The 25,717-nt window shown below is 40.8% G+C and carries 25 protein-coding genes and 1 tRNA gene; 15 read left to right on the plus strand and 11 right to left on the minus strand.

Annotated features, from left to right (window positions below; all coding sequences use genetic code 11):
* The first annotated feature begins 16 nt into the window (after positions 1–16).
* A complete protein-coding gene (sppA, locus tag NYR17_RS06625; RefSeq protein ID WP_302504937.1) occupies positions 17–1,771 on the plus strand; it encodes a signal peptide peptidase SppA in 1,755 nt (584 codons plus the stop codon).
* 187 nt (positions 1,772–1,958) lie between these two features.
* A complete protein-coding gene (locus NYR17_RS06630; RefSeq protein WP_302504938.1) occupies positions 1,959–2,939 on the plus strand; it encodes an acyl-ACP desaturase in 981 nt (326 codons plus the stop codon).
* Between the two features lie 47 nt (positions 2,940–2,986).
* Here the strand turns inward: NYR17_RS06630 and NYR17_RS06635 are convergent, their stop codons facing one another.
* From NYR17_RS06635 to gyrA, 5 genes are all read right to left on the minus strand, one after another.
* Positions 2,987–3,466 carry a phosphoribosyl-ATP pyrophosphatase gene (locus tag NYR17_RS06635; RefSeq protein WP_302504939.1) on the minus strand — a complete coding sequence of 160 codons (480 nt, stop codon included), beginning with the start codon at positions 3,464–3,466 and terminating at the stop codon, positions 2,987–2,989.
* A gap of 4 nt (positions 3,467–3,470) precedes the next feature.
* Positions 3,471–3,779 (minus strand): phage holin family protein, encoded by a 309-nt coding sequence (locus tag NYR17_RS06640; RefSeq protein ID WP_302504940.1) that lies wholly within the window; start codon positions 3,777–3,779, stop codon positions 3,471–3,473.
* 90 nt (positions 3,780–3,869) lie between these two features.
* Positions 3,870–4,217, minus strand: coding sequence for a YtxH domain-containing protein (locus NYR17_RS06645; RefSeq protein WP_302504941.1), 348 nt, complete (start codon positions 4,215–4,217; stop codon positions 3,870–3,872).
* Positions 4,218–4,309: 92 nt separating this feature from the next.
* Positions 4,310–5,695, minus strand: coding sequence for a hypothetical protein (locus NYR17_RS06650; RefSeq protein ID WP_302504942.1), 1,386 nt, complete (start codon positions 5,693–5,695; stop codon positions 4,310–4,312).
* Between the two features lie 18 nt (positions 5,696–5,713).
* On the minus strand, positions 5,714–8,317 hold the full coding sequence (gene gyrA, locus NYR17_RS06655) for a DNA gyrase subunit A (protein ID WP_302504943.1): 2,604 nt from the start codon (positions 8,315–8,317) through the stop codon (positions 5,714–5,716).
* A 137-nt stretch (positions 8,318–8,454) separates the two neighbouring features.
* Here gyrA and NYR17_RS06660 point away from each other — a divergent pair, with 137 nt between their 5' ends.
* Positions 8,455–8,778 carry a DUF4286 family protein gene (locus NYR17_RS06660; RefSeq protein WP_302504944.1) on the plus strand — a complete coding sequence of 108 codons (324 nt, stop codon included), beginning with the start codon at positions 8,455–8,457 and terminating at the stop codon, positions 8,776–8,778.
* A gap of 61 nt (positions 8,779–8,839) precedes the next feature.
* Here NYR17_RS06660 and NYR17_RS06665 read toward each other — a convergent pair whose 3' ends face one another.
* Together NYR17_RS06665 and NYR17_RS06670 are read right to left on the minus strand one after the other, a co-directional pair.
* The gene (locus NYR17_RS06665; RefSeq protein ID WP_302504945.1) at positions 8,840–9,538 is read right to left on the minus strand and encodes a Bax inhibitor-1/YccA family protein; all 699 of its coding nucleotides are present in this window, start codon (positions 9,536–9,538) and stop codon (positions 8,840–8,842) included.
* Positions 9,539–9,572: 34 nt separating this feature from the next.
* Positions 9,573–10,610 carry an acyl-CoA reductase gene (locus tag NYR17_RS06670; protein WP_302504946.1) on the minus strand — a complete coding sequence of 346 codons (1,038 nt, stop codon included), beginning with the start codon at positions 10,608–10,610 and terminating at the stop codon, positions 9,573–9,575.
* Positions 10,611–10,664: 54 nt separating this feature from the next.
* Here NYR17_RS06670 and NYR17_RS06675 point away from each other — a divergent pair, with 54 nt between their 5' ends.
* The 4 genes from NYR17_RS06675 (at position 10,665) to NYR17_RS06690 (ending at position 14,373) form a co-directional block, all read left to right on the plus strand.
* Entirely contained in the window at positions 10,665–11,015 is a 351-nt protein-coding gene (locus tag NYR17_RS06675; protein ID WP_302504947.1) for a 4Fe-4S dicluster domain-containing protein, read from the plus strand.
* Between the two features lie 89 nt (positions 11,016–11,104).
* Positions 11,105–12,169, plus strand: a complete 1,065-nt coding sequence (gene serC / locus NYR17_RS06680) for a 3-phosphoserine/phosphohydroxythreonine transaminase (protein WP_302504948.1) — start codon at positions 11,105–11,107, stop codon at positions 12,167–12,169.
* A 7-nt stretch (positions 12,170–12,176) separates the two neighbouring features.
* Entirely contained in the window at positions 12,177–13,130 is a 954-nt protein-coding gene (locus NYR17_RS06685; protein WP_302504949.1) for a D-2-hydroxyacid dehydrogenase, read from the plus strand.
* 1 nt (position 13,131) lies between these two features.
* Positions 13,132–14,373, plus strand: a complete 1,242-nt coding sequence (locus NYR17_RS06690; protein ID WP_302504950.1) for a DUF1015 domain-containing protein — start codon at positions 13,132–13,134, stop codon at positions 14,371–14,373.
* Between the two features lie 57 nt (positions 14,374–14,430).
* Here NYR17_RS06690 and NYR17_RS06695 read toward each other — a convergent pair whose 3' ends face one another.
* Both NYR17_RS06695 and NYR17_RS06700 read right to left on the minus strand, forming a co-directional pair.
* Positions 14,431–15,888, minus strand: coding sequence for an alanine/glycine:cation symporter family protein (locus NYR17_RS06695; protein WP_302504951.1), 1,458 nt, complete (start codon positions 15,886–15,888; stop codon positions 14,431–14,433).
* A gap of 107 nt (positions 15,889–15,995) precedes the next feature.
* Positions 15,996–17,285 carry an adenylosuccinate synthase gene (locus NYR17_RS06700; RefSeq protein WP_302504952.1) on the minus strand — a complete coding sequence of 430 codons (1,290 nt, stop codon included), beginning with the start codon at positions 17,283–17,285 and terminating at the stop codon, positions 15,996–15,998.
* A gap of 290 nt (positions 17,286–17,575) precedes the next feature.
* On the opposite strand from NYR17_RS06700, the gene NYR17_RS06705 reads away from it, so the two are divergent.
* From NYR17_RS06705 to NYR17_RS06715, 3 genes are read left to right on the plus strand one after another with little or no spacing between them, the layout of a single operon-like run.
* Complete coding sequence (locus NYR17_RS06705) at positions 17,576–18,157, plus strand: pyruvate decarboxylase (RefSeq protein WP_302504953.1); 582 nt, start codon at positions 17,576–17,578, stop codon at positions 18,155–18,157.
* A 10-nt stretch (positions 18,158–18,167) separates the two neighbouring features.
* On the plus strand, positions 18,168–18,650 hold the full coding sequence (locus NYR17_RS06710) for an ABC transporter substrate-binding protein (protein WP_302504954.1): 483 nt from the start codon (positions 18,168–18,170) through the stop codon (positions 18,648–18,650).
* Positions 18,595–18,891, plus strand: a complete 297-nt coding sequence (locus tag NYR17_RS06715; protein WP_302504955.1) for a helical backbone metal receptor — start codon at positions 18,595–18,597, stop codon at positions 18,889–18,891. Before NYR17_RS06710 ends, NYR17_RS06715 begins: the two co-directional genes overlap by 56 nt.
* Here NYR17_RS06715 and NYR17_RS06720 read toward each other — a convergent pair.
* Entirely contained in the window at positions 18,888–19,337 is a 450-nt protein-coding gene (locus tag NYR17_RS06720; protein ID WP_302504956.1) for a GAF domain-containing protein, read from the minus strand. The two genes, NYR17_RS06715 and NYR17_RS06720, sit on opposite strands and share 4 nt — an antisense overlap.
* 5 nt (positions 19,338–19,342) lie before the next feature.
* The gene (locus NYR17_RS06725; protein ID WP_302504957.1) at positions 19,343–20,776 is read right to left on the minus strand and encodes a TonB-dependent receptor; all 1,434 of its coding nucleotides are present in this window, start codon (positions 20,774–20,776) and stop codon (positions 19,343–19,345) included.
* A 65-nt stretch (positions 20,777–20,841) separates the two neighbouring features.
* Between NYR17_RS06725 and NYR17_RS06730 the strand changes: the two genes are divergently transcribed.
* The 5 genes from NYR17_RS06730 to NYR17_RS06750 all read left to right on the plus strand — a co-directional run bounded on the left by NYR17_RS06730 (position 20,842) and on the right by NYR17_RS06750 (position 25,634).
* Positions 20,842–21,612: an MBL fold metallo-hydrolase gene (locus NYR17_RS06730; protein WP_302504958.1), complete on the plus strand. Its 771-nt coding sequence runs from the start codon at positions 20,842–20,844 to the stop codon at positions 21,610–21,612.
* Between the two features lie 65 nt (positions 21,613–21,677).
* Positions 21,678–21,759 (plus strand) — tRNA-Leu (locus tag NYR17_RS06735).
* 216 nt (positions 21,760–21,975) lie between these two features.
* Positions 21,976–22,806 carry a 4,5-DOPA dioxygenase extradiol gene (ygiD, locus tag NYR17_RS06740; protein ID WP_302504959.1) on the plus strand — a complete coding sequence of 277 codons (831 nt, stop codon included), beginning with the start codon at positions 21,976–21,978 and terminating at the stop codon, positions 22,804–22,806.
* Between the two features lie 147 nt (positions 22,807–22,953).
* Entirely contained in the window at positions 22,954–23,223 is a 270-nt protein-coding gene (gene rpsO, locus NYR17_RS06745) for a 30S ribosomal protein S15 (protein ID WP_302504960.1), read from the plus strand.
* 278 nt (positions 23,224–23,501) lie between these two features.
* The gene (locus NYR17_RS06750) at positions 23,502–25,634 is read left to right on the plus strand and encodes a polyribonucleotide nucleotidyltransferase (RefSeq protein WP_302504961.1); all 2,133 of its coding nucleotides are present in this window, start codon (positions 23,502–23,504) and stop codon (positions 25,632–25,634) included.
* Positions 25,635–25,717 lie beyond the last annotated feature (83 nt).

Here is a 25,717-nt window from a genome sequence, read left to right on the forward strand (position 1 = left end):
AGAAATTTAAATTATTATGCGAGATTTTATCAAAAATGTATTAGCCAATATAGTGGCCATTGGTTTGGTTATTTTTATGTTTTTTGGTTTTATGATTTTTATCATTATGCTCAGTACTATGGGCAGTTCCAAAGAAAGTGTAAAGGTAGAAAAAAATTCTGTACTTACCTTTGATGATCAACTCAAAATTATAGAAAGTGATACAGAAAAAGAAATCAACCTCTTTGAAATCAGAAATAACACCAAAGAAGCCCACCTTTTTGACATCATTCAAGCGATTAAAAAAGCCAAAAACGACCCACAAATTAAAGGAATTAGCATAGAAAACGACCAAATCATCGCGGGGATTACCCAAATTGAAAACCTAAGAACCGCCATCGATGATTTCAAAAAAAGTGGAAAATGGGTCTATGCTTATGGCAACACCGTTTCGCAGCCAGCCTATTTCCTCGGTTCCGTGGCGGATAAGTACATTCTGAACCCCGCAGGTGGCATTGAACTTAAAGGTATGGCGTCCGAAGTTGTCTTCTTCAAAGACTTTGCAGAGCAGTATGGCATTGGGCTCAATGTGATTAGACACGGCAAATTCAAAGCCGCTGTAGAACCTTTTTTAAGAAACGATATTTCCCCAGAAAACCAAGAACAGCTCAGCACTTTATTGAATGATGTTTGGTCTCGGACGGCTTCCCAAATCTCACAATCAAGAAAAATTGATTCCGCTGATTTTAAGACCATTACCGACAGTTTATTTGCGATGATTCCCGAGCTGAGCCTCAAATATAAATTGGCAGACCAGCTCCTCCAAAAAACGGAATACGACAATTTAATCAAAGCCAAACTCAACCTTAAAAAAGAGGATGAACTCAATAAAATCTCTATCCGAAAATATATCAAAACCATAGAATTCAACGAAACCGACAACCAACAAATTGCAGTGCTATACGCCTCTGGAAGCATTACCGATGGTGATGATATTCAAGGGATTTCATCTAAAAAATACATCCAATACATCCAAGATTTAAAAGATGATGATGACATCAAAGCTGTGGTTTTGAGAATCAACTCGCCAGGGGGTAGCGCCAATGCTTCGGACCAAATTTTATACGAATTACAACAGCTGAAACAGAAAAAACCACTCATCGTTTCGTTTGGAGATTACGCCGCTTCTGGTGGTTATTATATCGCGATGGCTGGGGATAGAATTTTCTCCGAACCCAATACCATTACGGGTTCCATCGGGGTGTTTAGTATGATTCCTGATTTTAAAAAATTGGCGAACAAAAACGGAATTCGCTCGGATGTGGTGGCTACCAATGCCAATTCTTCTATGATTTCTCCAATTAACGGTATCACCGAGGGCACCAAAACGATGCTCCAAAAGCAAGTGAATCAAATTTATAAAAGGTTTGTGTATTTCGTGACCAAAAACAGAAATAAAACCTTTGAGCAGATCGATCAAGTGGGCGGCGGGCGTGTTTGGTCAGGTACCAGAGCTAAGGAAATTGGTTTGGTAGATGCGTTAGGTGGGCTAAATGAAGCCATCGCCTACACCGCGGAAAAAGCCCAACTCAAAAACTACACAATTACGAGTTACCCAGGCGAAATCAGTCCTATTGAGGCCTTTTTTAATGATTTTAGCGATGATGAAGTTTCCGCTTATTTTATGAAAAAGAAATTAGGAACTGCAGAATATGAGATGTTTGAAGCCATCGAAAAGTTAAAAATCCAAAAAGGCAGTATGATGTACACCCCTTTTAAAATTATTTTTTAAACTCCATTTTCCATATAAAATTTAGATTTTAGCCGTCTCAATCTTGGGGCGGTTTTTGTTTTTTCTCTTCAAAAATAGAGCGTTTTAGAATTTATTTTTTCATCAAAATAAAAATAAGTCTCAAAAAATTCTTTTATTTATGCTATAAATAGTATTTTTGGAGAAAATAACTTAAATCTAATAAAAAATGAAATACAGTAGCCTTGTTAGAACGGAAGTCATGCAGACTTTAGCCAAAGAAGTCGGCACCTTTATGGACAAATACCTCACCCCGATTGAAAAGATTTGGCAACCCACAGACTTCCTTCCAGACAGCTCTACGCCAGACTTTCAGCATCAAGTAGAAGAGTTGCAAGAGCACGCCCACCAGATGGAGTATGATTTATTTGTTACCCTCATTGGCGATTGCATTACAGAGGAAGCCCTCCCCACTTACGAATCTTGGATTATGGGCATAGAAGGTATCAACCAAGAGGAAAAACAAGGTTGGTCACAATGGGTGCGGGCGTGGACGGCGGAAGAAAATAGACACGGTGACTTGCTCAACAAATACCTCTACCTCTGTGGGCGCGTTAATATGCGAGAAATGGAGGTCACCACGCAATATTTAATCCACGATGGTTTTGACCTCGGCACCAGTTCAGACCCTTACCGAAATTTTATCTATACGAGTTTCCAAGAAACGGCAACCAATATTTCGCACCGCCGTGTGGGCACCTTAGCCAAACAGAGCGGTAATACGCAATTGGCTAAAATGTGTGGCGTCATCGCTGCGGACGAAGCCAGACACGCCAAGGCTTACAAACATTTTGTGGCTAAAATTTTAGAATTAGACCCCAACGAAATGCTCCTCGCTTTTGAGGATATGATGAGAAAAAAAATCGTGATGCCTGCCCACCTGATGCGCGAAAGTGGTCAGAAAGCTGGCGAATTATGGACCCACTTTTCTGATGCCGCCCAAAGGTGTATGGTCTACACCGCGAATGATTATATTGATATTCTGTCTCAACTTTTAGCCGAGTGGAAAATAGAGCACCTGCAAGGGCTTAACGAAAAAGCTCAAAAAGCCCAAGAATTCCTGATGAAATTACCATTAAGGCTGTCTAAAATTGCAGAGCGTATGGCAACGCCAGACCTCCAACATCAGTTCAAATGGGTCAAAAGTTAACTCACAAAAAAAAGCGATTGTATTTTCTGACAATCGCTTTTTTTAGGTTATGATGATGATTTTTCTTGGTTTTCTTCCAATTTTTCTCGTATAAATCTAAGTGCCATTGGAACCACATAAACCAGCGCTAAGCCGATAAGTCTGTTTTTCCAACTGCTGTTATAGAGTTTTTTTCTGGTATAGCTCCCCACGAAACTCACAATCCCCAGTCTCAATGCGTTCTCTACCACGCTTTGCCCCAAGCCTGCATTTTCAAAAGATAAAATCGGTTTGGTGTTTTTATCTACTATTTTCTTTTTGATGCCTTCTGCTACGCCTTTTACCACTTGGCTGGTTTTTAATGCCAACTGAGTGCCGTTTTCAGTGTTTTGTTCCGTTAGAAATTCATCTGTAAAACCATTGGTTAGAGCACTTAGCGAATCTTTAGGATTTTTAAAAGTCAGGAGATCTTGCATCTGCCCCACCTCTTTTTTCAATGCTGCTTTTTGAGCTCTAAGCTCTGCTAAACTGTTGTATTTTTCCTTCATCGCCTTATCCGTTTATCATTCTAATTACGATATTTGCCACGCCTTCTTTCAAGGCTTTTTTAAACACCAAACTCAATATAAAACATAGAAAATAAACGCCACCCATGATTAAAAAACCATACGCCATATTTTCTACATAATAGCCTATCAGTACCGCTAAGCCGATGCTTATCAATATCAAAAAGAACAAGGCTAATCCGCATAAAATTAACGCCAATACCACGCCACCTATCGTTAAGGAGACTTTTTCTGTGGCTTCCATTTTAAGGAGATTGAGCCGACCTTCTGCATAATTTTTTAAAATATCTATCATATCATTATGATTTTTAATGGTCTAAAATTACAAAAAAAGGAACTATATTGCAAGTTCCTTTTTGTTAATTGATATCAAAATCCGCTTAGATTATTTAAGAGCGTCTAATTCTGACTCTACATCTTTAGCGATTTCGTTAGCTTTGTCAGCTGCTTGACCTTTGTATTTGTCATAAGCATCTTTAACATTAGAAACCACTTGGTCTACGCTGGACTTGGCTTTTTCAGAAAGTGTTTGGTATTGGTCTTTTACTTTCTCGCTCGTTTCTTCGTATTTTTTCTGAGCTTGATCCTTTAAGTCCTCAGCCTTTTCTTTGATTTTCTTTCTGGTTTTTTTGCCTTCTTCTGGCGCGTATAACATTCCTAACGCTACACCTGCTGCTGCACCTGCTAATAAACCTACTAAAACGCCTAATGAATTGTTACCTTTTTTTGACATAATATTGTTTTTTTTTAATTTGTTAATAAATGAAAATGATACTTCTAAATTAAATTTGCAAGAACTGTACCATTTTCATTTTTTGACTTTATTTATTTTTGTAAAGAAGCTTCTACCGCTTTTAGCTCTTTGAATTTATCTTCTTTCTTAAGGGTTTGATACACGCCTTTGAGAAGACTTACAATCTCTAAATTCTGCGGTTCCAAAGCGTACCATTTTTCTAAATAAGGTAAACCTTTCGCAAAACGCTCTCTACGCTCTTGGAGAATTCTATTAAATTCTTCCATTTTTTTAGCCTTTCTGGCGGCTTCAGCTTGCTCTATCACCTTGCCATCATCTCCCAACATATACACATTATAGAATATGCCCTGTAGCGCTGGGATATAGTTAGGATCCACTTCTAAAGCCTTTTTAAAAGCCTCTTCTGCCTCTCCTATTTTCGCTGGATCTTTGCTCAAAAGCACGCCTAAGTTATACCAAGAAACTTTATCGTTAGGATTGGCTGCTACTTGTTTTTTTAAACTTCCTACAAACTCTTCTGTTTTTCCAGATTTGTAGTAAGCCACACTTTGGAGTTCTGATAACTTGCTGGATTTAGGGAATTTCTTAAGCCCTTTTTCAATAACAGACAAGGCTTCAGGGTATTTTTCGGAGTCTATATAGAGTGCTCCTACAGTTTCATAAAGCTCTTGCTCAATGCTTGGGGTTTGCTCAGTTTTGAAATCGGTGTAATCAGATGCTGCACCTAATTTTTTGAGCATTTCAAAACTACTTTTATCCAAATTTTCTACTTGCCCTGTTTTCTTATTTTTGGCTTTGTATTGCGTGGTTACGCCTGTGTAGCCGTTATTGAGCAAAGTATCATAAACCTGAATCGCATTGGCTTTATCATTGGCTAATGCATAGTTAAGTCCTGAATAATAAAGGTAAAGTTGGTCATCATTACCTGTGGCTTTTAGAAGGTTGTAAACTTCTAAATATTTGTTGGCAGCTTTGGCGTAATCTTTGGCTTGATAAGCTTTATAAGCCTCATCACCAGCGATTTTCAATAATGGGTTAATCACACCGCCTAAATTCCCTGCCAATTTTGGAGAATAGGTATCTTCTTTTAAATTAGAAATACCGCTTTGGTCGGCTTGAGCTTTACCTAAGAAATAAACTCTATTTCTATCACTGTCTTTACCTGTGTAGATTTTCGTTTTTCCTAAGTCATTGATTTTCGATAAGAAAGCCGCCCCTTCTTGCACCTTTCCTGTTTTTAAAAGCGCCAAACCTTTGGTGTAATAATACTGCTCTAAAAGCGCAGGCTCTAAAAGGTAAAGTTTACCGCCAAGCGTGGCATCTGCCTTGGATAACTCGGCATTGGCAGTGGCTACATCACCAGACTCTACCGCTTTATAAGCATTTTGGATTTCTTTTTTCTGTGCTAAAACCATCGTTGCTGAAAATACAGCAAGACTTAAAATGATTTTTTTCATATTGTACTGATTTAAAGATTATTCATTATCTCTGTCGGCTTCTTCGCCTTCTATTTCTCTTTTAATTTCCTCATCACCTAAATTGATGACATTATCCCCTGTTTGTGGGCGTTCCGCAAATTCTGGGTGGTTAGAATCGCCTTCTGTTTCCTCTTCATTATCTTCCACCTCTTTCTCTGCTTCCACTTTGGCTACGGCGGCTATTTCGTCATTGCCTTTAAGGTTGATGAGTCTAACGCCTTGGGTATTTCTGCCCATTACTCGCATATTATCCACAGACATTCTAATGGCAACGCCAGATTTGTTGATGATCATCAAATCGTTACCATCTACTACCGATTGTATGGCGATGAGATTTCCTGTTTTCTCAGTGATATTGAGGGTGATGACCCCTTTTCCGCCTCGGTTGGTTATGCGGTAGTCCTCCACCGCAGTCCGCTTACCATAGCCTTTTTCTGATACCACTAAAACGGTTTCGTTCTCTATATCATTTACAACTATCATACCAACCACCTCATCTTGGTCTTCTAATGAAATCCCGCGTACACCGATGGAATTTCTACCCACAGCGCGGGCTTTTTCCTCTGGGAAGCGGATACATTTACCATTTTTGGTGGCGATCATAATATCGGATTGTCCGTTGGTGAGCCTTGCGCCTAAGAGTTGGTCATCTTCTCGGATTTCAATCGCGTTGATACCATTGGCTCTCGGTCTTGAGTAAGCCTCTAACGAGGTTTTTTTGATGGTTCCGTTTTTGGTAATCATCACCACAAACATCTCTTTTACATACTCGGTATCTTTAAGATCGTTGGTTCTAATGTAGGCTTTAATTTTATCATCAGCCTCTATATTGATAAGGTTTTGGATGGCTCTACCCTTCGCTGTTTTGGAACCTTCAGGAATTTCAAATACACGCAACCAGTAACAGCGTCCTTTTTCGGTGAAGAAGAGCATATACTGGTGGTTGGTGGCAGAAACGATGTACTCCAAAAAGTCCTCATCTCGCGTGGAAGCCGCACGGTTCCCTACCCCACCTCTACTTTGAATTTTGTACTCCGAAAGCGGCGTTCTCTTGATATAACCCGCGTGAGAAATGGTCAGCACCACATCTTCATTCGGGATAAAATCTTCTATGGACATCTCACCTCCAGAATAGTCAATAGCCGTTCTACGCTCATCGCCGTATCTTTCTTTTACTTCAATGAGTTCATCTTTGATGATTTGATAACGCCTTGACTCGTTGGCTAAAATATCTTCTAAATCGGAAATTAAATCCATAATCGCTTGATATTCATCACGGATTTTATCCAATTCCATACCCGTTAAGCGCGCCAATCTGAGGTCTAATATCGCTTGGGCTTGGATTTCGGAAAGTTCAAACTCTGCCATTAAACCTTCCTTAGCGGCTTGTGGATTAGCCGAGTGTCTGATGATGGCAATGGCTTTATCCAAAGTGTCTTGCGTGGCAATCACCTTCATAAAGCCTTCCAAAATATGGGCTCTTTCTTTGGCTTTTTTGAGTTCGTGCTGCGTTCTGCGAACCACCACCTCGTGGCGATGTTCCACAAAGTGAACGATGATGTCTTTCAAATTCAATTGCTGTGGTCTACCTTTAACCAACGCAATATTATTAACGCTAAATGAAGTCTGTAGCGCTGTATATTTATAGAGTAAGTTGAGCACCACATTCGGTATGGCATCGTTTTTAAGCTCGTAGACAATGCGCATTCCACTTCTATCGGACTCATCTCGGATTTCGTAAATTCCTGGGATTTTCTCCTCTTTTACCAATTCCGAAGTTCTGGAAATCATCTCCGCCTTGTTCACTTGGTACGGAATTTCCGTAACCACAATGGCGTTTCTGTTGCCTATTTCTTCAAAATTAACTTTACCTCTTAGGATAATTCTGCCTCGCCCAGTGTGGAAGGCATCTCTTACGCCATCATAGCCGTAGATAATCCCTCCTGTTGGGAAATCTGGGGCGCTGATGTGCTTCATTAGCTCATCAATGGTGATGTCTTTATGGTCAATATAAGCACAGATAGCATCGATGGATTCTGATAAGTTATGCGGCGCCATATTGGTTGCCATACCCACAGCAATCCCCGAGGCTCCATTGACTAAAAGATTCGGAATTTTGGTCGGCAATACGGTAGGTTCTTTCAAACTATCATCAAAATTGTTTTGAAAATCCACCGTTTCTTTATCCAAATCGGCTAAAATTTCATCAGAGATTTTTTGAAGTCTTGCCTCGGTGTACCTCATCGCCGCTGGTGGGTCGCCATCCATAGAACCGAAGTTCCCCTGCCCATCCACTTGCATATAGCGCAAACTCCACGGCTGTGCCATACGCACCATAGCATCATAAACAGAGATATCGCCGTGTGGGTGGTACTTACCCAGCACATCTCCCACGATTCTGGCAGATTTCAGGTATTTTTTATTTGAAAACACCCCAAGCCCATACATACCGTATAATACGCGCCTGTGCACGGGTTTTAGCCCATCTCTTACATCGGGCAATGCACGAGAGACAATCACCGACATAGAATAGTCTATGTAGGAAGATTTCATTTCATCTACGATGTTGATAGGTATCAACCTTTCTCCTTCTTTTTGCATAATTTATCTTATTATACTGAATATCAGTTAGTTTTAAATGATTAAAAATTCCATTTTATCAAAGGGCTAATTTACGAAAAATTTACCGATTTTTGCAGTGATTTTATATAAAATAATCTTAAAAATTAGTTAAAAAAATGAGTATCCTCAGCATTACTTTTCACTGCGAAGAGCACAGTTTAGAACTTTGGGAAAATTATAAAAAAGAGCGCCTCTACCCGCTTTCGGAGAAAATCCCTCACCTTAAATATTTCATCTTTTCCGAAGTGGAGAGCCACCATTTGCAAGAAGGCAAAAACACCAACTTCCTCCTGATTTTCGCTGATGAAAACCAACGCCAAGCCTTTATGGAGAACGAGCTCACCTACATCACCGAGGCTATTTCTGAAGAGTTTGGAGAGCGTGTTTTAACCTTTGTTACCCTACTCAATCCCACTAAAAGCAACCTTGCAATTGGATAGTAAAAAAGGCAATCTACACACCGCAGATTGCCTTTTTTATATATTTTTTTTAAAAAAAATATTAGTCTCTTCGGGACATTAAAATCCTCAACACATACCAGAACAAAAGCATAATAGAAGAGAACAGTTGCAATGCCGCGCCTACATATTGATCTTTGGTGTAGGTTACTTTTAGTTTTTGTGTTTCGTACAAAATGCTAGCAGAAGCCAAAAGCACCATTCCAATAGAGAACCAAAGTCCTAAATTAAAGCCAAATAAAGCGCCCGCCACAATCAGCCCTAAGGATAAAAATCCGCCGATAATAATGATGTTTCTAAGAAATGAAAAATCTCGGTTAGAGGTAAATGCCACGCCTGTAAGCCCGCCAAAAAGCGCTAAAGTAATAATAGCCGCTTGAGGAATCACCGAGGCATCGCTATAATAGCTCGCGATATAAATCATCGGTAAGAAGATCACCGCTTCGATCAAAACATAGAACGCCAATCCTAAATATTGCGTTCCTCGGCTCTGTGCCACGGTCCATCTACTCGCCAGCATAGATGCCAACCAAAAAGCGCCCAAAATCAACAACCAAGTGAATTTCCCTTGGAACATTGATAAGATCATTTCCTTTGGAACAATTTTAATTAAAGCCGCTTCCACAAAGATAAAAGCCAACACTGCCAACGCAAGATGGAGGTAAGTTTTTTTATAAAATGTCGCTTTTTCAGATTCAGAAACCTGCGCCACTAATAAATGATTTTCGGTAGAATATTCCATAATAGTTTATTTTTTTGCAAATATAATCAATTTTTTAAATTGAAGTTAAAAATTTCATCGTATCCACATTATCGGCGTAAGTTTTTAAGTCGGGTTGCTGAGCTTGACCAAAATCTATACTTCCCTCTAAACCTAAACGAGGCGCCGCCGCCACACATTGAATTTCTTCTTTATGCGCATCAATAATAGTGAGGGCATCTTCCAATCGCTCGTAACGGCTAAAATGAATCACCGCCAGTGGACTAAACAAACGCTCATCTTCTTTGAGCATTACAAAATTATTATCCCAAAAAACCTCTTGGTTGAGGAGATACACCGCTTTATTATAGTCATAATTATTGGCATATTGATGGTGATGGATAATATCTTTAAAGCCAAAAAAATTCTCAAACAGACGGTCTAATTTAAAATCCTGCGGAATAAAAAGGCGCGTTACATTGCGACAGCCCAAACCATAATATATAAAGATATCTTGTGCCAAGCGCTGCAGCTCTTCATCGGTTTCATCACCACGAAGCACCGCCACAGAAGTTCTATTTTTACGGATGATGTGCGGTACTTTTTTAAAATAATACTCTAAATACCTCGCCGTGTTGTTGCTGCCCGTTGCAATAATGGCATCGTAATTTTCCATTCTCTCCACTAAGGTATACTCCAAATCACCACCGCAGAACGCCGCCCAGCGCTCCATTAAATAAGGAATCAGCCGCTGATCTTTAGAGGAACATTTGATGATTGGCGTATGCCCACTCAGCACCACCGAAATAATATCGTGAAAGCCTACCAATGGGATATTCCCTGCTAAAATAAGCCCCACGCGCTTCGGTTGGTCAATGGTAGGATAAGCAGACACCCATTCCTGAAGTTGGTCTTCCGTTAGAAGTTTTGCCCACTGTTGTAGCGCCCAACGAAGGCTCTCTGGTGTGAACCACGCGTTTTCAATTTCGCTGCGTTTTAAAACCTCTGAAAACTGTTGTTCATCGGCGGTATACTGGGCTTCTTCGGTGTTTAAAAAGTGGTTGATCCATTGCCCTAACTGAGCCAATCCTGAAATTTTAGTGCTTGCCTTCATTGCTATTTTATATAAATGTAATAACTTTGTGCAAATTTAAAAATTTTATTAGCAATGGCGATCATAATAACAGATGAATGTATCAATTGTGGGGCTTGTGAGCCTGAATGCCCGAATACAGCCATATACGAAGGTGCTGTAGACTGGCGCGCTTCGGATGGCACAGACCTTAAAGGTAGGGTTACTATGCCTTCGGGGCTAACCATAGATGCTGATGCTCCACAAGAACCTGTGAGTGATGATGTCTATTTCATTGTCCCAGATAAATGCACCGAGTGCAAAGGCTTCCACGAAGAGCCACAATGTGCCGCCGTTTGTCCAGTGGATTGTTGCGTGCCAGATGAAAACCATGTGGAAACCGAGGCGCAACTCTTATCTAAAAAAGTATTTCTACACGGTGAATAATTGGTGATGGATTATCCGCTCTTTAGTTACTATGGGGTGGATTTTACTTTTTGCTAACCTTCCCTTTTTCCAAGAAAATACAAGTATCAATGGGTAAAAAACATAATTTTAGCGCAGGACCGTGCATCCTTCCTCAGGAAGTATTTCAAAAATCTGCCGAGGCGGTTTTAGATTTTAACCACTCAGGGTTGTCTTTATTAGAAATATCACACCGGAGCCCAGATTTTGTAGAAGTTATGGCGCAAGCCAGAGCCAGCGTAAAGCGACTAATGAACCTCAATGACGATTATGAAGTGCTTTTCTTACAAGGTGGCGCCAACCTCCAATTTGCTATGGTGCCCTTCAATCTCCTCTCTACCGAGGGTGTAGCCGCTTATTTAGACACAGGCACTTGGGCGCACAATGCCATTGTAGAAGCCGAAAAAATAGGGCGTGTGGAAGTGGTTGCCTCCTCAAAGGCTGAAAATTACCACACCATACCGAAGGATTATCAGATAGATCAGCGCTATGACTATTTCCACTGCACTTCTAACAATACCATCTATGGCACACAGATGAAAACCTTTCCAAAAGGGGATACCATCAAAGTTTGTGATATGAGCTCCGACCTTTTTTCAAGGCAGTTGGATTTCTCTCAATTTGATCTCATCTATGCTGGTGCTCAGAAGAATTTGGGACCTGCGGGAACAGTTTTAGTCGTGGTAAAAAAGGAGATTTTAGGTCAATCAGGCAGAGTGATTCCTTCTTATTTGGACTATGAACTCCACATCAAAAAGGATTCTATGTTCAATACTCCGCCTGTGTTTGCGGTCTATGCCTCGTGGCTTAACTTGCAATATTTAGAAGCCCATGGTGGAATTTCGGAAATGGAGAAAAACAACCAAGCCAAAGCACAACTCCTCTATGATGAAATTGACAGAAACCCTTTATTTATAGGCACCGCTGCCAAAGAAGACCGCTCTATGATGAATGTTTGTTTCCACTTGGTTGATGAAAGCCTAAAAGATCAATTTGACCAAATTTGGAAAAGCCACAACATCAGTGGGCTCAATGGTCACCGCAGTGTGGGCGGCTATCGTGCCAGCCTTTATAATGCCCTGCCCATAGAAAGCGTACAAGTATTAGTAAATGCGATGCAACAACTCAAACCTTAACAAAAAAATGAAAATATTAGCGAACGATGGGCTTTCCCAAAAAGGAGTAAAAATGCTGACCCAAGCGGGGATAGAAGTTTTGGAACACCGCGTAGCCCAAGAACAGTTGAGCCATTTCATTAACGATAACCAGATTGATGGACTTTTAGTGAGGAGTACCACCAAAGTCCCTAAAGAATTGATAGACGCTTGCCCTTCGCTTCGGTTGATAGGGCGCGGCGGCGTAGGCACAGACAACATTGATGTGGCTTATGCGGAAAGCAAAGGCATCAAGGTTATTAACACGCCCGCAGCCTCTGCCCAATCTGTGGCAGAGTTGGTTTTTGCGCACTTTTTCACCTTAGCGAGGTTCCTTCACGAAGCCAATAGAATGATGCCCTTAGAAGGCGAAACCAAATTCAAAGCGCTTAAAAAATCTTATGCGCAAGCCGTAGAGCTCTCAGGGAAAACCTTAGGCATTATCGGCTTTGGTAGAATAGGAAAGGAAGTTGCCAAAATAGGCATCGCTTTGGGGATGAAGCCCTTGGTGGTTACACGCACAGCAAGAAAAGAAAACCTCAGCTGGTCGTTCTTTGATGGCAGTACGGTTCATTTTGAAATAGAAACCACCACTGACCTCCACGAGGTGTTATCACAATCGGATTTTTTGACCATCAACACGCCTAAAACCGAGCATTACCTCATCGATACACCTGAATATGAAGCTATGAAGTCTGGAATATTCATCGTGAATGCTGCTCGTGGTGGCGTTCTTAACGAGCAAGCCCTTTTAGACTTTATAGAATCTGGAAAAATTGCAGGCGCGGCATTAGATGTTTTTGAAACAGAGCCAGAGCCTTCATTAGCCGTTCTGATGAACCCTGCCCTTTCATTATCTCCACACTTAGGTGGCAGCACCGTGGAAGCCCAAGATAGAATTGGTACAGAATTAGCACAGCAAATTATAAAATTAAGATCATAAAATGCCCACTTTTAAACCCTTTAAAGGCATCCGCCCTAGAGAAGAATATATTAACTCTTTCCCTACGCACCCGCTGGACAACTATACCGATGAACAGCTTGCTCAGAAGGCTAAAGAGCCACACAGCTACATCCAAATGGTTAAGCCCTACGCGTGTAGTAAATCTAAAGATGTTGCCAGAAATCTAAGAAAAGTAAGAGCCAATTATGAGGAATGCCTCCAAAATGAATTGAAACAAGAAGACACTGCTTCCTACTACCTCTATGAGCAAATAATGCCTAACAAAACGGTATTTAGAGGGCTTTTAGGCTTGGTTTCGGTGGAAGATTTCTGGGCTGGGAAAATCAAAAAACACGAGGCTACCATTACCCAAAGGAAAGAAAAATTAGCTCAATATTTAGAAAAAGTAGAGCTCCAATCTGAGCCCGTGCTTCTGACCTACCCTGCCAATGCCAAGGTGGAAATGATGATGAGCCAAGAGGAAAAAAATATCCCTATCATCAATTTTTCTGATCCAGAGGGTATCCGCCACAAAGTTTGGAAGATAGACAACAGGCTGAAACTTAGCCAGTTTAAAGGCGTATTAGACCAAATAGAAGCGTTCTACATTGCCGATGGTCACCACAGGATAGGCTCGGCAGCCCTGCACGCTAAAAACCAAAAAGAAAAAAATAAAAAACACACAGGCACAGAGCCTTACAACTTTGTTTTTAGTTTTATCGTATCTAACCAATCCATTAAAATCCATGATTATAATCGGTTGATCAAAGACCTCAACGGACTTTCTGAAGCTGAATTTTTGAAAGCGCTGGAACAAGATTTTCTCATCTACGAAAAAGGCGATGTGCCTTATTATCCGTCTAAAAAGTTCCATATTTCAATGTATTTGGGTGGCAAATTCTACAGCCTCCACATCAAACACGACCTTCGCCCTAAAAATGAAGATTTAGACAGTATGGACCATGTATTGTTAGAAAAATTCATTTTTAAACCGATTTTAAACATAGAAAACACCAAAAATTCGGATAGAATTAAATTTGTAAAAGGGACTTCTAATATTGATGGAATTTTAAAACTTAAAGACAAGGTAGATTCTGGCGAGTTCAAAGTCGCATTTGGGGTTTACCCTGTGAGTTTCAATGATTTAATTAAGATCTCAGACCTTAATCAAAAGATGCCACCAAAATCCACGCTCATTTCGCCTAAGCTGATTACCGCTATGGTGATGTACGATATGAGATAGAGATAAAAAATCCTCGCTAAGTGTTTAGCGAGGATTTTTTTTTGCGTTACTGTTGTTCTAATCTTTTTCCCAAAACTTCGCTCCTTTAATGCCTAATTTTTTAGCATTGAAGGTAGGTGGCGAGATGCCGTTGCGTTTTTGGTCTTCGTAATCTTCCCACACTTTGATGGTAACATTGCTCAAGAGTAAAATCGCGATGATGTTTACCCACGCCATCAGCCCTACGCCAATATCGCCAATTTGCCACGCCAGCTGTGCCTCTCGCACCGTGCCGATATAGGTGGCACCCAAAAATCCAAACCGTAAAATCCAGATGAAAATTTTGGTATATCTCTGATTTTTAAAGACATAAGTAATGTTGGTTTCGGCATAATAATAATATGCCATAATGGTGGTAAAAGCAAAAAAGAACAATGCTACCGCCACAAATTCGTTCCCAAAATAAGTGAAATGCGAGGACACCGCCGACTGCGTAAACTGCGTGTAATCCTTGCCTGTCAGGTTCTCCACAAGCATTTGCTGTGTGCCTTCATCAATCACATTATAACTGTTGGTAAACAAAATCATCAGTGCCGTGCAGGTACACATAATCAGCGTATCAATATAGATAGAAAACGCCTGCACCAGCCCTTGTTCCGCAGGGTGGTTGACCTCCGCTGCCGCTGCCGCATGGGGTGCCGTACCTTGCCCAGCCTCGTTGGAATACACGCCACGCTTCACACCCCAAGCGATTGCCGAGCCCACAATTCCGCCAAAAGTGGCATCAAAACTCATCGCCGAATTAAATATCAGTGAGAAAATTTCAGGTATCCGATGCACATTCACCCCGATGATATACAGCACCATCAGAAAATAAATGCCCGCCATAAACGGCACAATGATTTCGGCGATTTTCCCCAAACGCTTCACGCCACCAAAAATGATGATGCCCAACAGCACAATCACCAGCGTTCCGATGATATTAAAATCATAGCCCAAAACTTGGAAACTATTGATATTAAAGGCATTACTCATAGATGAGGAAATGCTATTGCTCTGCACACCTGGCAGCAAAAATCCGCAACTGATGATGGTAACCACCGCAAAAAGAATGGCATACCACTTGATACCCAGCCCTTTTTCGATGTAAAATGCGGGCCCTCCACGGTATTGCCCATTGAGTTCTTGCTTGTAAACCTGCCCCAGCGTGGATTCCACAAAGGCAGAAGCCGCACCCAAAATAGCGATGCACCACATCCAAAACACCGCACCCGGTCCACCCAACGCAATAGCCGTTGCCACCCCCACGATATTCCCTGTGCCCACACGCCCAGAAATGGCTAATGAAAAGGCTTGGAACGGCGAAATCCCTTGTTTGGAATATTCTTTTTTGAAGAGGATTTTCATCATAGTTGGCAGGTATCGGAATTGCATAAACCGCAGTCTTACAGAGAAATAAAGCCCTGCAAAGACACAAAGGGCAATCAAGGCTACCGACCAAATATAATTGCTAATCAACGAGATGATGTCTTCCATATTACTTTTTTATTACAATTGATACGGCTCAAATTTACATTTTTTTTGAGAACCACTAAAAATTAAAAAAGCTGCCCAAAAGACAGCCTTATATTTTGTATTTTAGATTAAAATAACTCTTTTCTGATGATATTTTGCGTTCTCTCCGGTCCCACCGAAACCAAATAAACATTGATGCCTAAATAATCTTCAATAAATTCTATATACTTCTGCGCATTCAGTGGCAGTTCATCATAAGAGCGTGCGGCGGTAATGTCTTCCGACCACCCTGGTAATTCCGCATAAATCGGCTCGTAGTGGTAAAGTTTGGTGGTAGAAGAGGTAAAATAATCAATGATTTTGCCATCTTCGGTACGGTATTGGGTTGCCACTTTTATGCGGTCTATGCCCGTGAGAACATCTAATTTTGTAATCACTAAGTTATTGATACCGTTAATCATACACGCGTGTTTTAGGGATACCAAATCCAGCCAGCCTGTTCTTCGTGGTCGCCCTGTGGTCGCCCCAAATTCGTGGCCAATTTGTCTGATTTTTTCGCCTAAATCATCGTTAAGTTCAGTTGGGAAAGGTCCATTGCCTACGCGCGTGGTGTACGCCTTAGCTACGCCGATTAGGTTCTGTAGCGCTGTTGGTGGCACGCCCGCTCCTGTACACACGCCCCCAGTAGATGGCGAAGATGAAGTCACATAAGGATAGGTGCCAAAATCAATGTCCAACATCAGCGCTTGAGCACCTTCAAATAAGATGTTTTTGCCTTCTTTAATGGCTTCGTTGAGTTCTAACTCTGTGTCTACAATACGGTCTTTAAGTTGCTCGCCAATGGCTAAAAACTCGTTATAAATTTCATCAAAATCTAAAGTCGGTTTTTCAAAATACTTCTCAAAAAGGGCATTTTTGACTTTTAAATTGACTTTGATTTTTTCGGCTAAAATTTCTGGGTTTAAAAGGTCTATCATCCTGATGCCTACGCGCGCTATCTTATCTTCATAACAAGGACCGATGCCTTTTTTGGTGGTGCCTATTTGCTTCTCGCCAACGAGTTCTTCTTCTCTATAAGTATCTAAAAGAATGTGATACGGCATAATCACATGAGCTCTGCGGCTGATAAAAATATGGTCTGTTCTAAGCCCTTTGGCTTCTATTTGCTTAATTTCTGAGATGAACGCTTTGGGATCTACCACCACGCCATTGGCTATGATGCACTTGCCCTTAGACTGCAAAACGCCCGATGGCAATAGGTGCAAGACAAATTTATCCTCCCCCACATACACGGTGTGTCCCGCATTATTACCTCCTTGAAAACGAACGACATAATCCGATTTTGCGGAAAGTACATCGGTAATTTTTCCTTTACCCTCGTCTCCGTACTGAAGACCTACAACGACATAAGTTGACATATCAAATTTACTTTTTATAATTTTTATTGCAACAAAAATAACCTAAATAAATGGGATAAGCAAAGGTTTTTCTCAATAAGTTATCAGGATTTAATTTGATGAAAGGGCTTTTCTGAGCTTCTACTCTCCCCACTAAATCCTATCCGCACCGCCACGCCATTAGCAACGGTATTGAATAAAAAATCAATATATTTTGGTGATATGATAGATAAGGTAGTATCTTTGCAAAAGAGGATTGGAGTGTTTTTGTAAACATTTAATAATCAAAATATTGGCGTAATGGTTAGCGTATGAAAAAATCTTTACTTTTAGTTGGCGTGTTAGCTATGGCGGTCTGTGTGGTCAATTGTGCGGCGTGGGGCGATAGTTTGCAGTACCTTAATAAAAATATTAAAATTAAAAAAATACAAAAAGCCCTTTACTTTACACCTGAAATCATTCCCAATATTCCAGAGATAAGCTACCCTACCGACCAAGCTTTTTATAGCGCCGTTAGTGATTTTATGAAAGATGAAGACGGCTTAAAAGTCTCAAAAATAGACACTGTAATGCCTTATGATAGCATTGATACAGACTACATTCGCGAGGTGTGTGCCAATAATAATGCACAGGTGGTTTTAATCCCGAAAGTGAAATATTTTAAGGTGGGGTTCGGTAAATATGTGTTCTCTAACCAAGTTTTAGTGAGCGCCAAACTCTACGATGCCGATGGCAATTTCATTATAGAAACCACTTACGACACCTACCGCGGTAACGCCCGACTATTGGGCAGTGCCGAAAATTCAGTGAAAATAGGTACCAAAGGAATGCTCAAAAAAATGGATAAAGAAATCCGACGAAACAAGCTGAGCATCGGCACTTCTGCAGATTAAAACTTCCGCTATGAAAATCGTTTCGTTAGTGCCTTCCATTACGGAAACTTTATTTGATTTTGATTTAGGAAACAACTTAATCGGGCGGACTAAATTTTATATCCACCCCAAAGAGCAAGTGGCTCAAATAGAGATTATTGGCGGTACCAAAACATTAAATCTTGATAAAATAAAGGCTTTAAATCCTGACCTCATCATCGCCAACAAGGAAGAAAATGTAAAGGAACAGGTGGCGGTTTTGCAAAATGATTTTAATGTTTGGGTAACGGATATTCCGGGTCTTCCATCGCTGCAAGCGTTTTTTATAAGTTTGGGAGAACGCACCCAGCGGCAACAACAAGGCGAATATTTTGCAAAACAATTGGCTGATTGGCTGCCTTTTAATACAGTTTTCCAAAGCGCCAAGGGTGGCTTATCTCATCTGGCAAAATCCGTATATGGTGGCGGGCGGCGATACTTTTTTCCACAGCATACTCACGCATTTAGGTTTTGAAAACCACTTTAAACACACTATGCGTTATCCAGAAATTAGCCTTGAAGATTTGCACCGTGTAGAGGTGATTTTCCTATCTTCCGAGCCTTATCCATTTAAAGAAAAACACCTTGAAGCGCTCCAAAGTGTTTTTTCTCATCAAAAAATATATTTAGTAGATGGCGAGGCGTTTTCTTGGTACGGCACTCGCATCATCAAATCTCAACCGTATTACCAGCAATTGCGGCAAATGCTCTTTTAAAGCACGGTTGCCAACTCATCACAAAGCCATTCTAAAAGGGCAATATCTTCTTTTTTAAATGGATCGATGAAGTGAGAGTCAATGTCTATTTGTCCGATATTTTCGCCATTTTTAATAATCGGTACCACCACTTCTGCCTTAGTTGCGATGGAGCAAGAGAGGTAATTGTCCTCGGCATGGACATCTGGCACTTCAAAAGTTTGGTTTGACACTGCCACCTGACCGCAAATGCCCTTCCCAAAAGGAATCACAGTGTGGTCAGTTGCTTCACCAACATAAGGTCCTAAGATCAATTCTTTTTTATCGCCGTTTTTAAAATAAAACCCTGTCCAATTGAAATAATCATATGCCGCATCCAAAACTTCGCAAATGGACTGCAAACGCTCTTCTATTGGCGCTTCTTCATTGTGAACTATTGCGGTTAGCCTATTTTTTAAGTCTTCCATATTCATTAAAATTCTTTAATTTCTATCGCTTCTTTATAACCGAACATTCCTCGTTCTTTAATCATCTCCGCCACGCCCTCAGGAAGCTGATGTTCCCAACCTGGAGCACATTGGGCAATTTTAGATAAAATCTCTCTTGAATAAATTTCCGAATATTCAGGATTATGGTTTTTAATATCTACAATTCTATTATTCAGTTTGAAGTATTTATATAATTCTTTAAGATTATCGTGTACTTTTAAATTATCCGAACATAAATCTTGGTGCGTTTCTGGGTCTTTATAAGGGTAAAGATACACTTTCATATCGTTTCTGAAGAACTTACCAAAAGCCTCTAAAATACCGCCAGGAAGGTGTTTGTAGTATTCCTCATCAAAGACCATAAGGAGGTTGTTCACGCCCATACCGATGCCCAAATATCTGATGTTATAATTATAAAAATACTCTACCAATCGGTAATATTCTGAGAAATTGGAAATCATCACGGTATAACCCAACTTCGCCAAAACATCTACACGATCTAAGAAATCCCGCTCGTCAATTTTCCCCGTAGCACGGAGATTAGAAATGGTAATTTCAAAAATAATCACGGTATCTTCAGGCTTACCACCCGTATCTTTTAAAAAGAGCTCCAAGCCGTTTTCAAACATATCAATATTTACCAAAGTTACAGGGCGAAAGCTCCCACGCACCGCAAACACATCTTTTTTATAAAGAATATCCGCTGGCAGCATCGGCTTACCCTCCGAATTGAAAATCACCGCATCGGTCATTCCCTTTTTCACCAATTGAAGACTCATCAAACGGTTGTCCACATACTCAAATGCAGGCCCTTGGAACTCAATCATATCAATTTCAATCCTGTCGATGGAAATATCATCATAAAGGCTATTGATGAGCTGCCTCGGGTTATCCGCATAGTTGAACGCGCCATAGATTAAATTAACCCCAAGGTTCCCCAAAGTCTCTTGCTGGTGGGTAGAATCGTTTTCTTTAAATCTAATATGGATGATAATTTCGCTATAATCGGCATCTGCCTCGTGCTGAAACATCAGCCCTACCCAACCGTGACCTTTAAAGGTTTTATGATAATTGATGGTGGTCACCGTGTTGGCATACGAGAAAAATTTACGATGTGGCGTATCCTCATTATCCAAGCGCTCCTCAATAAGCCCTACCTCGTGCCGAAGCATTTTTTTGAGCCTATTCTGAGTCACAAAGCGGTTTTTCTCCTCCTTTCCGTAGATGGCGTTACTGTACTCCTTATCATAGGCAGACATCGCCTTAGCAATAGTTAATGATGAGCCACCAGCACGAAAAAAATGCCTTACCGTCTCTTGTCCAGCACCAATTTCTGCAAAAGTTCCATAAATATTAGGGTCTAAATTGATGGCCAGTGCCTTTTGTTTCGGGGTTAAAATAGGTTTTATTTCAGACATTATTTAAACTTAAAATTAGTATCAAAATTTTTTGTAAATTTACCAAAATGATTTAAATCTCAAAAATGCAATTGAAATTTTTAGGTACAGGGACCTCTCAGGGCGTTCCTGTTATTGGCTGCACCCACCCCGTATGCTTATCTAAAAACCCTAAGGATAAGCGACTTAGGAGTTCCGCCATCCTCACCACCGATGCCAAAAAAAAAATCCTGATAGACTGTGGCCCTGATTTTAGACAACAAATGCTCGCCCAAAACGAAAGCCAAGTGGATGCCGTACTCCTCACCCACGAGCACAACGACCATATCATCGGTTTAGATGACTTGCGTCCTCTGATTTTCAACAACCGTAAGCCGATGCCCATTTATTGCCAAAGCCGTGTTGCCCAAGAGGTTAAAGCCAGATTTCCTTATGCCTTTGCTGAGATAAAATACCCTGGTGCTCCAAGTTTTGAAGTGGTTGAAATCAGCCACCACCAGCCATTTCAAGTTTTAGAAACCACCATACAGCCCATTGAAATTTTTCACGGAAAATTACCGATTTTAGGCTATAGAATAGGCGGATTGGCTTATATTACAGATGCCAGTTTGATCAGCAAAGATGCGCTAAATCAACTTAAAAACTTAGAAATTTTAGTCATCAACGCTCTAAGGTTAAAGCACGAACACCCTTCCCATTTTATCTTGCCACAAGCCTTGGAAATCATCCAACAGTTGGCTCCAAAGAAGGCTTTTATCACGCACATCAGTCACAAATTAGGCTTCCACGAAGAAGTAGAGCGCCAACTACCGCCGCATATCCGCTTGGCGTATGATGGTTTAGTGGTCAATTGGTAAAAAAATCAAAATAATTTTGGTAGAATCAAAAAAAGCGCTATATTTGCAAACCAATTTTAAGGAATGCCCAGATGGCGGAATTGGTAGACGCGTTGGTCTCAAACACCAATGCCGAAAGGCGTGCCGGTTCGATCCCGGCTCTGGGTACAACAGGCGGAAAAGCCCTCCCACAACTACTTTTCCGCCGTTTTTTAAAACTCTTCATTCTCTGTGATTTTTCAAAAGCGGTAAACAAAACGGTAAAATGAAAAATTCACATTCAGAGATTAAAGTATTCCCGAAATAATTACTTCCTCCCCCTTTCTTACCCTACATCAATGCATTTACAAGTGGAATTGAACTACCTTTGCGAAAAATACGACGATGTCTGGATTGAAAATTTTAGCCGATTTTACCGCTCGATTAAAAAAGCGAGACGGCTCGATGCCTGCCCTGTTTATCGGACACGGCAGCCCTATGAACGGCATAGAGGACAATGCTTTTAGCAACAATTGGAAGGCGATTGGCAAGACCATCGACACGCCCTCTGCGATTCTCGTGATTTCCGCCCATTGGCTGTCCAAAGGCACGCACATCACAGCGATGGAACACCCCAAAACCATTCACGATTTTTCGGGCTTTCCGCCCGCACTTTCCGCCGTGCAATATCCTGCCGCTGGCAAGCCCGAACTGGCAAAAGAAATTCAGCAAATTGTACAATTTACCCAAATCGGCGAAGACCACGATTGGGGACTCGATCATGGTGCGTGGACCATTCTTCGGCATATGTTTCCTGATGCGGAAATCCCTGTATTACAGTTGAGTATAGATTATTATCAACCAGCGACTTACCATTTTGAACTGGCAAAAGAATTACAATTTTTACGAAACAAAGGCGTGCTGATTGTGGGCAGCGGCAACATTATTCACAACCTGAAAATGGTGGCATGGAACCGCCTCAACGAGGCATACGGCTACGATTGGGCACACGAGGCACACGCATTGTTCAACAAAAGCATCTTGTCTGCCGACCACCAAACGCTCCTCCACCCTGAGAGTATGGGCACTGCGGTTCAGTTGTCCGTTCCCACACCCGACCATTATTATCCGCTGATTTACACTTTGGGACTGCAAAAATCCAGCGATAGCATCGCCCTCTTCAACGATGAACTCTTGGCTGGCTCCCTCTCGATGACCTCGCTGGTGGTGGGGTAACTGCGGCACATTGAATATCGGTGGATGATGAAATAATGGATTTTAAATTTGAAATAATTTAAACTTTTGAGTTATTCGTTTGCTGTATTTAAAAAAAGTTATATCTTTGCAACCTCATACATAATAATCATTTAAAATAATATTGGAATGTATCTAACAAAAGAAAAGAAAGCGGAAATCTTCGCTAAACACGGAAAATCTGCACAAGACACAGGTAGTACAGAAGGACAAGTAGCCCTTTTTACTTACAGAATTAACCACCTATCTCAGCACCTTAAGGCTAACCATAAGGATTTCGCGACTGAAAAATCTTTGGTTAAATTGGTAGGTAAAAGAAAAAGATTATTAGATTATCTGAAAAATAAGGATATTGAAAGATATAGAGCACTTATTGCAGAGCTTGGATTAAGAAAATAATCTATCAAAAACCAAAAAGCCGCTTCTTTTTGAAACGGCTTTTTTATTTCCATTAAATTTTAAAAAAGGAAGAATATTATTTAAGCCTAACCTTCCACCCTTATTTTTTCTTTGTTTTTATCGATTTCCTAATAAAAATCCCACTAAATCTGAAAAAAAATATTACCTTTGCAAAAGAGTATTAAACAAGAATATTAACCCAATATCTGCCTAAAGAAGTTGCGCAGATAGCACCGCAGGTACACGAAGCCTCGGTATTAAAAAACATTGAATTTTTTATGAATGCACCACAAGCAATCACGGAAACCATTCTGCTAAAAGACGGCAGATCCATCACCATCGAAACTGGAAAATTAGCCAAACAAGCCGATGGTGCCGTAGTGGTAAAAATGGGTGGCACTATGCTATTAGCCACCGTAGTAGCCGCCAAGGAAGCCAACCCTGGCGTAGATTTTCTACCTTTAACTGTAGATTATAGAGAAAAATTTGGTTCTGCAGGGCGTATTCCTGGGAACTTTTTCAGAAGAGAAGCCAAACCTTCTGATGATGAGGTACTTACCATGCGTTTGGTAGACCGCGTGATTCGTCCGCTCTTCCCGAGTGACTTCCACGCCGAAGTTCAGGTGATGATTTCCCTAATCTCTTATGATGGTAAAGTAATGCCTGATTCCTTAGCTGGTTTAGCCGCTTCTGCCGCCATCGCTATTACCGACATCCCTTTCAACGGACCTTTTTCTGAAGTGAGAGTGATTAAAAAAGACGGTATCCTAAGCATCAACCCAAGTTGGGAAACGCTTCAAGAGGGTGTAGAGTTAGACATTATGGTCGGCGCTACCAAAGATTCTGTTGTGATGGTAGAGGGCGAGATGGACGAAATTACAGAGCAAGAAATGTTAGAAGCCATTAAATTTGCTCACGAAGAAATCAAAACTCAGATTGCCGCGCAAGAAGCATTGGCGCAAAAAGTAGGTAAATCTCTACCTAAAAGAGAATACAACCACGAAACGCACGATGAAGCATTGAAACAAGAAATCTGGGATTATGCCTATCAGAAATATTATGATATTGCTAAAAATCCAAGCGCTAAAGAAGAGCGTAGCGAAAAATTTGCCGCTGTAGTTAATGAATTCTTAACCCGATACACCGAGGAAGAATTAGAAGAAAAGGCAGAATTGGCAAAAATTTACTTCCACGATGTTCAAAAAGAAGCCGTAAGACAGCTTATCCTCAACGAAAATATCAGATTAGATGGCAGAAATAATCAACAAATTCGTCCTATTTGGTGCGAAGTAGATTATCTGCCTGCCGCTCACGGATCTTCAGTATTTACGCGTGGCGAAACACAATCATTAACCACGGTAACCCTCGGTTCTTTGATGGATGCCAACAGAATAGACAGTGTGATTACCCAACACGAAGAGCGTTTTTACCTTCATTATAACTTCCCACCGTTCTCCACTGGCGAAGCCCGCCCACTCAGAGGGACTTCCAGAAGAGAAGTAGGACACGGGAACTTGGCTCAAAGAGCACTAAAAGTGATGATTCCTGAAGAAACGCCTTATACCATTCGTGTGGTTTCTGATATTTTGGAATCCAATGGTTCCTCTTCTATGGCAACGGTTTGTGCTGGAACATTGGCATTGATGGATGCTGGTATCCCAATGAAGAAGCCTGTTTCGGGGATTGCAATGGGACTTATTACCGATCCAGAATCAGGAAAATGGACCGTGCTTTCCGATATTTTAGGTGATGAAGACCACTTAGGCGATATGGACTTTAAAGTGACAGGGACTGAAAATGGAATTACCGCTTGCCAAATGGACATTAAAATCCAAGGGTTGAGTATGGATATTATGGAACAAGCCTTGATGCAAGCTAAAAACGGAAGACTGCACATCTTAGGCGAGATGCTAAAAACCATCTCCGAACCGAGACAAGATGTGAAGCCACACGCACCAAAAATGGTAATGATGGAAATTCCGAAAGACTTCATTGGTGCTGTTATTGGTCCTGGTGGTAAGGTAATTCAGCAAATGCAAAAAGATACCGATACGGTGATCACTATTGAAGAAAAAGGCGAAATTGGACATATTGAAATTTCGGGAACCGACCGCAATAAAATCAACGAGGCTGTAGCACAAATCAACGAGATTACCTTTGTGCCAGTGGTTGGCGAGGTTTATAGCGGTAAAGTGGTGAAAGTCGTAGACTTCGGCGCATTTATCCAATTGGCAAAAGGTACCGAAGGATTACTCCACATTTCTGAAATTGATTGGAAGCGCACCGAAAAAGTGCCTTACCAAGAAGGCGATATTGTAGAAGTGAAATTTATGGGCTATGATGACCGTAAAAAAATGAAACTTTCCAGAAAAGTGCTTCTTCCAAAGCCGCCAAGAGAACCGAAAGGATAAAATTTAATCATTAAATATTAAAAAAGAGCGCTTCAACTTTGTTGAAGCGCTCTTTTTTTTGAATAAGCCAAGTTTTTTGATAA

Source organism: Riemerella columbina (genome assembly GCF_030517065.1).
Taxonomy (GTDB): Bacteria; Bacteroidota; Bacteroidia; order Flavobacteriales; family Weeksellaceae; genus Riemerella; species Riemerella columbina_A.

What these genes read in the sequence shown, in the direction of transcription:
- sppA (WP_302504937.1), top strand. Translation starts at nt 17, where the DNA reads ATGCGAGATTTTATCAAAAATGTATTAGCCAATATAGTGGCCATTGGT.
- NYR17_RS06630 (WP_302504938.1), top strand. Translation starts at nt 1,959, where the DNA reads ATGAAATACAGTAGCCTTGTTAGAACGGAAGTCATGCAGACTTTAGCC.
- NYR17_RS06635 (WP_302504939.1), bottom strand. Translation starts at nt 3,466, where the DNA reads ATGAAGGAAAAATACAACAGTTTAGCAGAGCTTAGAGCTCAAAAAGCA.
- NYR17_RS06640 (WP_302504940.1), bottom strand. Translation starts at nt 3,779, where the DNA reads ATGATAGATATTTTAAAAAATTATGCAGAAGGTCGGCTCAATCTCCTT.
- NYR17_RS06645 (WP_302504941.1), bottom strand. Translation starts at nt 4,217, where the DNA reads ATGTCAAAAAAAGGTAACAATTCATTAGGCGTTTTAGTAGGTTTATTA.
- NYR17_RS06650 (WP_302504942.1), bottom strand. Translation starts at nt 5,695, where the DNA reads ATGAAAAAAATCATTTTAAGTCTTGCTGTATTTTCAGCAACGATGGTT.
- gyrA (WP_302504943.1), bottom strand. Translation starts at nt 8,317, where the DNA reads ATGCAAAAAGAAGGAGAAAGGTTGATACCTATCAACATCGTAGATGAA.
- NYR17_RS06660 (WP_302504944.1), top strand. Translation starts at nt 8,455, where the DNA reads ATGAGTATCCTCAGCATTACTTTTCACTGCGAAGAGCACAGTTTAGAA.
- NYR17_RS06665 (WP_302504945.1), bottom strand. Translation starts at nt 9,538, where the DNA reads ATGGAATATTCTACCGAAAATCATTTATTAGTGGCGCAGGTTTCTGAA.
- NYR17_RS06670 (WP_302504946.1), bottom strand. Translation starts at nt 10,610, where the DNA reads ATGAAGGCAAGCACTAAAATTTCAGGATTGGCTCAGTTAGGGCAATGG.
- NYR17_RS06675 (WP_302504947.1), top strand. Translation starts at nt 10,665, where the DNA reads ATGGCGATCATAATAACAGATGAATGTATCAATTGTGGGGCTTGTGAG.
- serC (WP_302504948.1), top strand. Translation starts at nt 11,105, where the DNA reads ATGGGTAAAAAACATAATTTTAGCGCAGGACCGTGCATCCTTCCTCAG.
- NYR17_RS06685 (WP_302504949.1), top strand. Translation starts at nt 12,177, where the DNA reads ATGAAAATATTAGCGAACGATGGGCTTTCCCAAAAAGGAGTAAAAATG.
- NYR17_RS06690 (WP_302504950.1), top strand. Translation starts at nt 13,132, where the DNA reads ATGCCCACTTTTAAACCCTTTAAAGGCATCCGCCCTAGAGAAGAATAT.
- NYR17_RS06695 (WP_302504951.1), bottom strand. Translation starts at nt 15,888, where the DNA reads ATGGAAGACATCATCTCGTTGATTAGCAATTATATTTGGTCGGTAGCC.
- NYR17_RS06700 (WP_302504952.1), bottom strand. Translation starts at nt 17,285, where the DNA reads ATGTCAACTTATGTCGTTGTAGGTCTTCAGTACGGAGACGAGGGTAAA.
- NYR17_RS06705 (WP_302504953.1), top strand. Translation starts at nt 17,576, where the DNA reads ATGAAAAAATCTTTACTTTTAGTTGGCGTGTTAGCTATGGCGGTCTGT.
- NYR17_RS06710 (WP_302504954.1), top strand. Translation starts at nt 18,168, where the DNA reads ATGAAAATCGTTTCGTTAGTGCCTTCCATTACGGAAACTTTATTTGAT.
- NYR17_RS06715 (WP_302504955.1), top strand. Translation starts at nt 18,595, where the DNA reads ATGGTGGCGGGCGGCGATACTTTTTTCCACAGCATACTCACGCATTTA.
- NYR17_RS06720 (WP_302504956.1), bottom strand. Translation starts at nt 19,337, where the DNA reads ATGGAAGACTTAAAAAATAGGCTAACCGCAATAGTTCACAATGAAGAA.
- NYR17_RS06725 (WP_302504957.1), bottom strand. Translation starts at nt 20,776, where the DNA reads ATGTCTGAAATAAAACCTATTTTAACCCCGAAACAAAAGGCACTGGCC.
- NYR17_RS06730 (WP_302504958.1), top strand. Translation starts at nt 20,842, where the DNA reads ATGCAATTGAAATTTTTAGGTACAGGGACCTCTCAGGGCGTTCCTGTT.
- ygiD (WP_302504959.1), top strand. Translation starts at nt 21,976, where the DNA reads ATGTCTGGATTGAAAATTTTAGCCGATTTTACCGCTCGATTAAAAAAG.
- rpsO (WP_302504960.1), top strand. Translation starts at nt 22,954, where the DNA reads ATGTATCTAACAAAAGAAAAGAAAGCGGAAATCTTCGCTAAACACGGA.
- NYR17_RS06750 (WP_302504961.1), top strand. Translation starts at nt 23,502, where the DNA reads ATGAATGCACCACAAGCAATCACGGAAACCATTCTGCTAAAAGACGGC.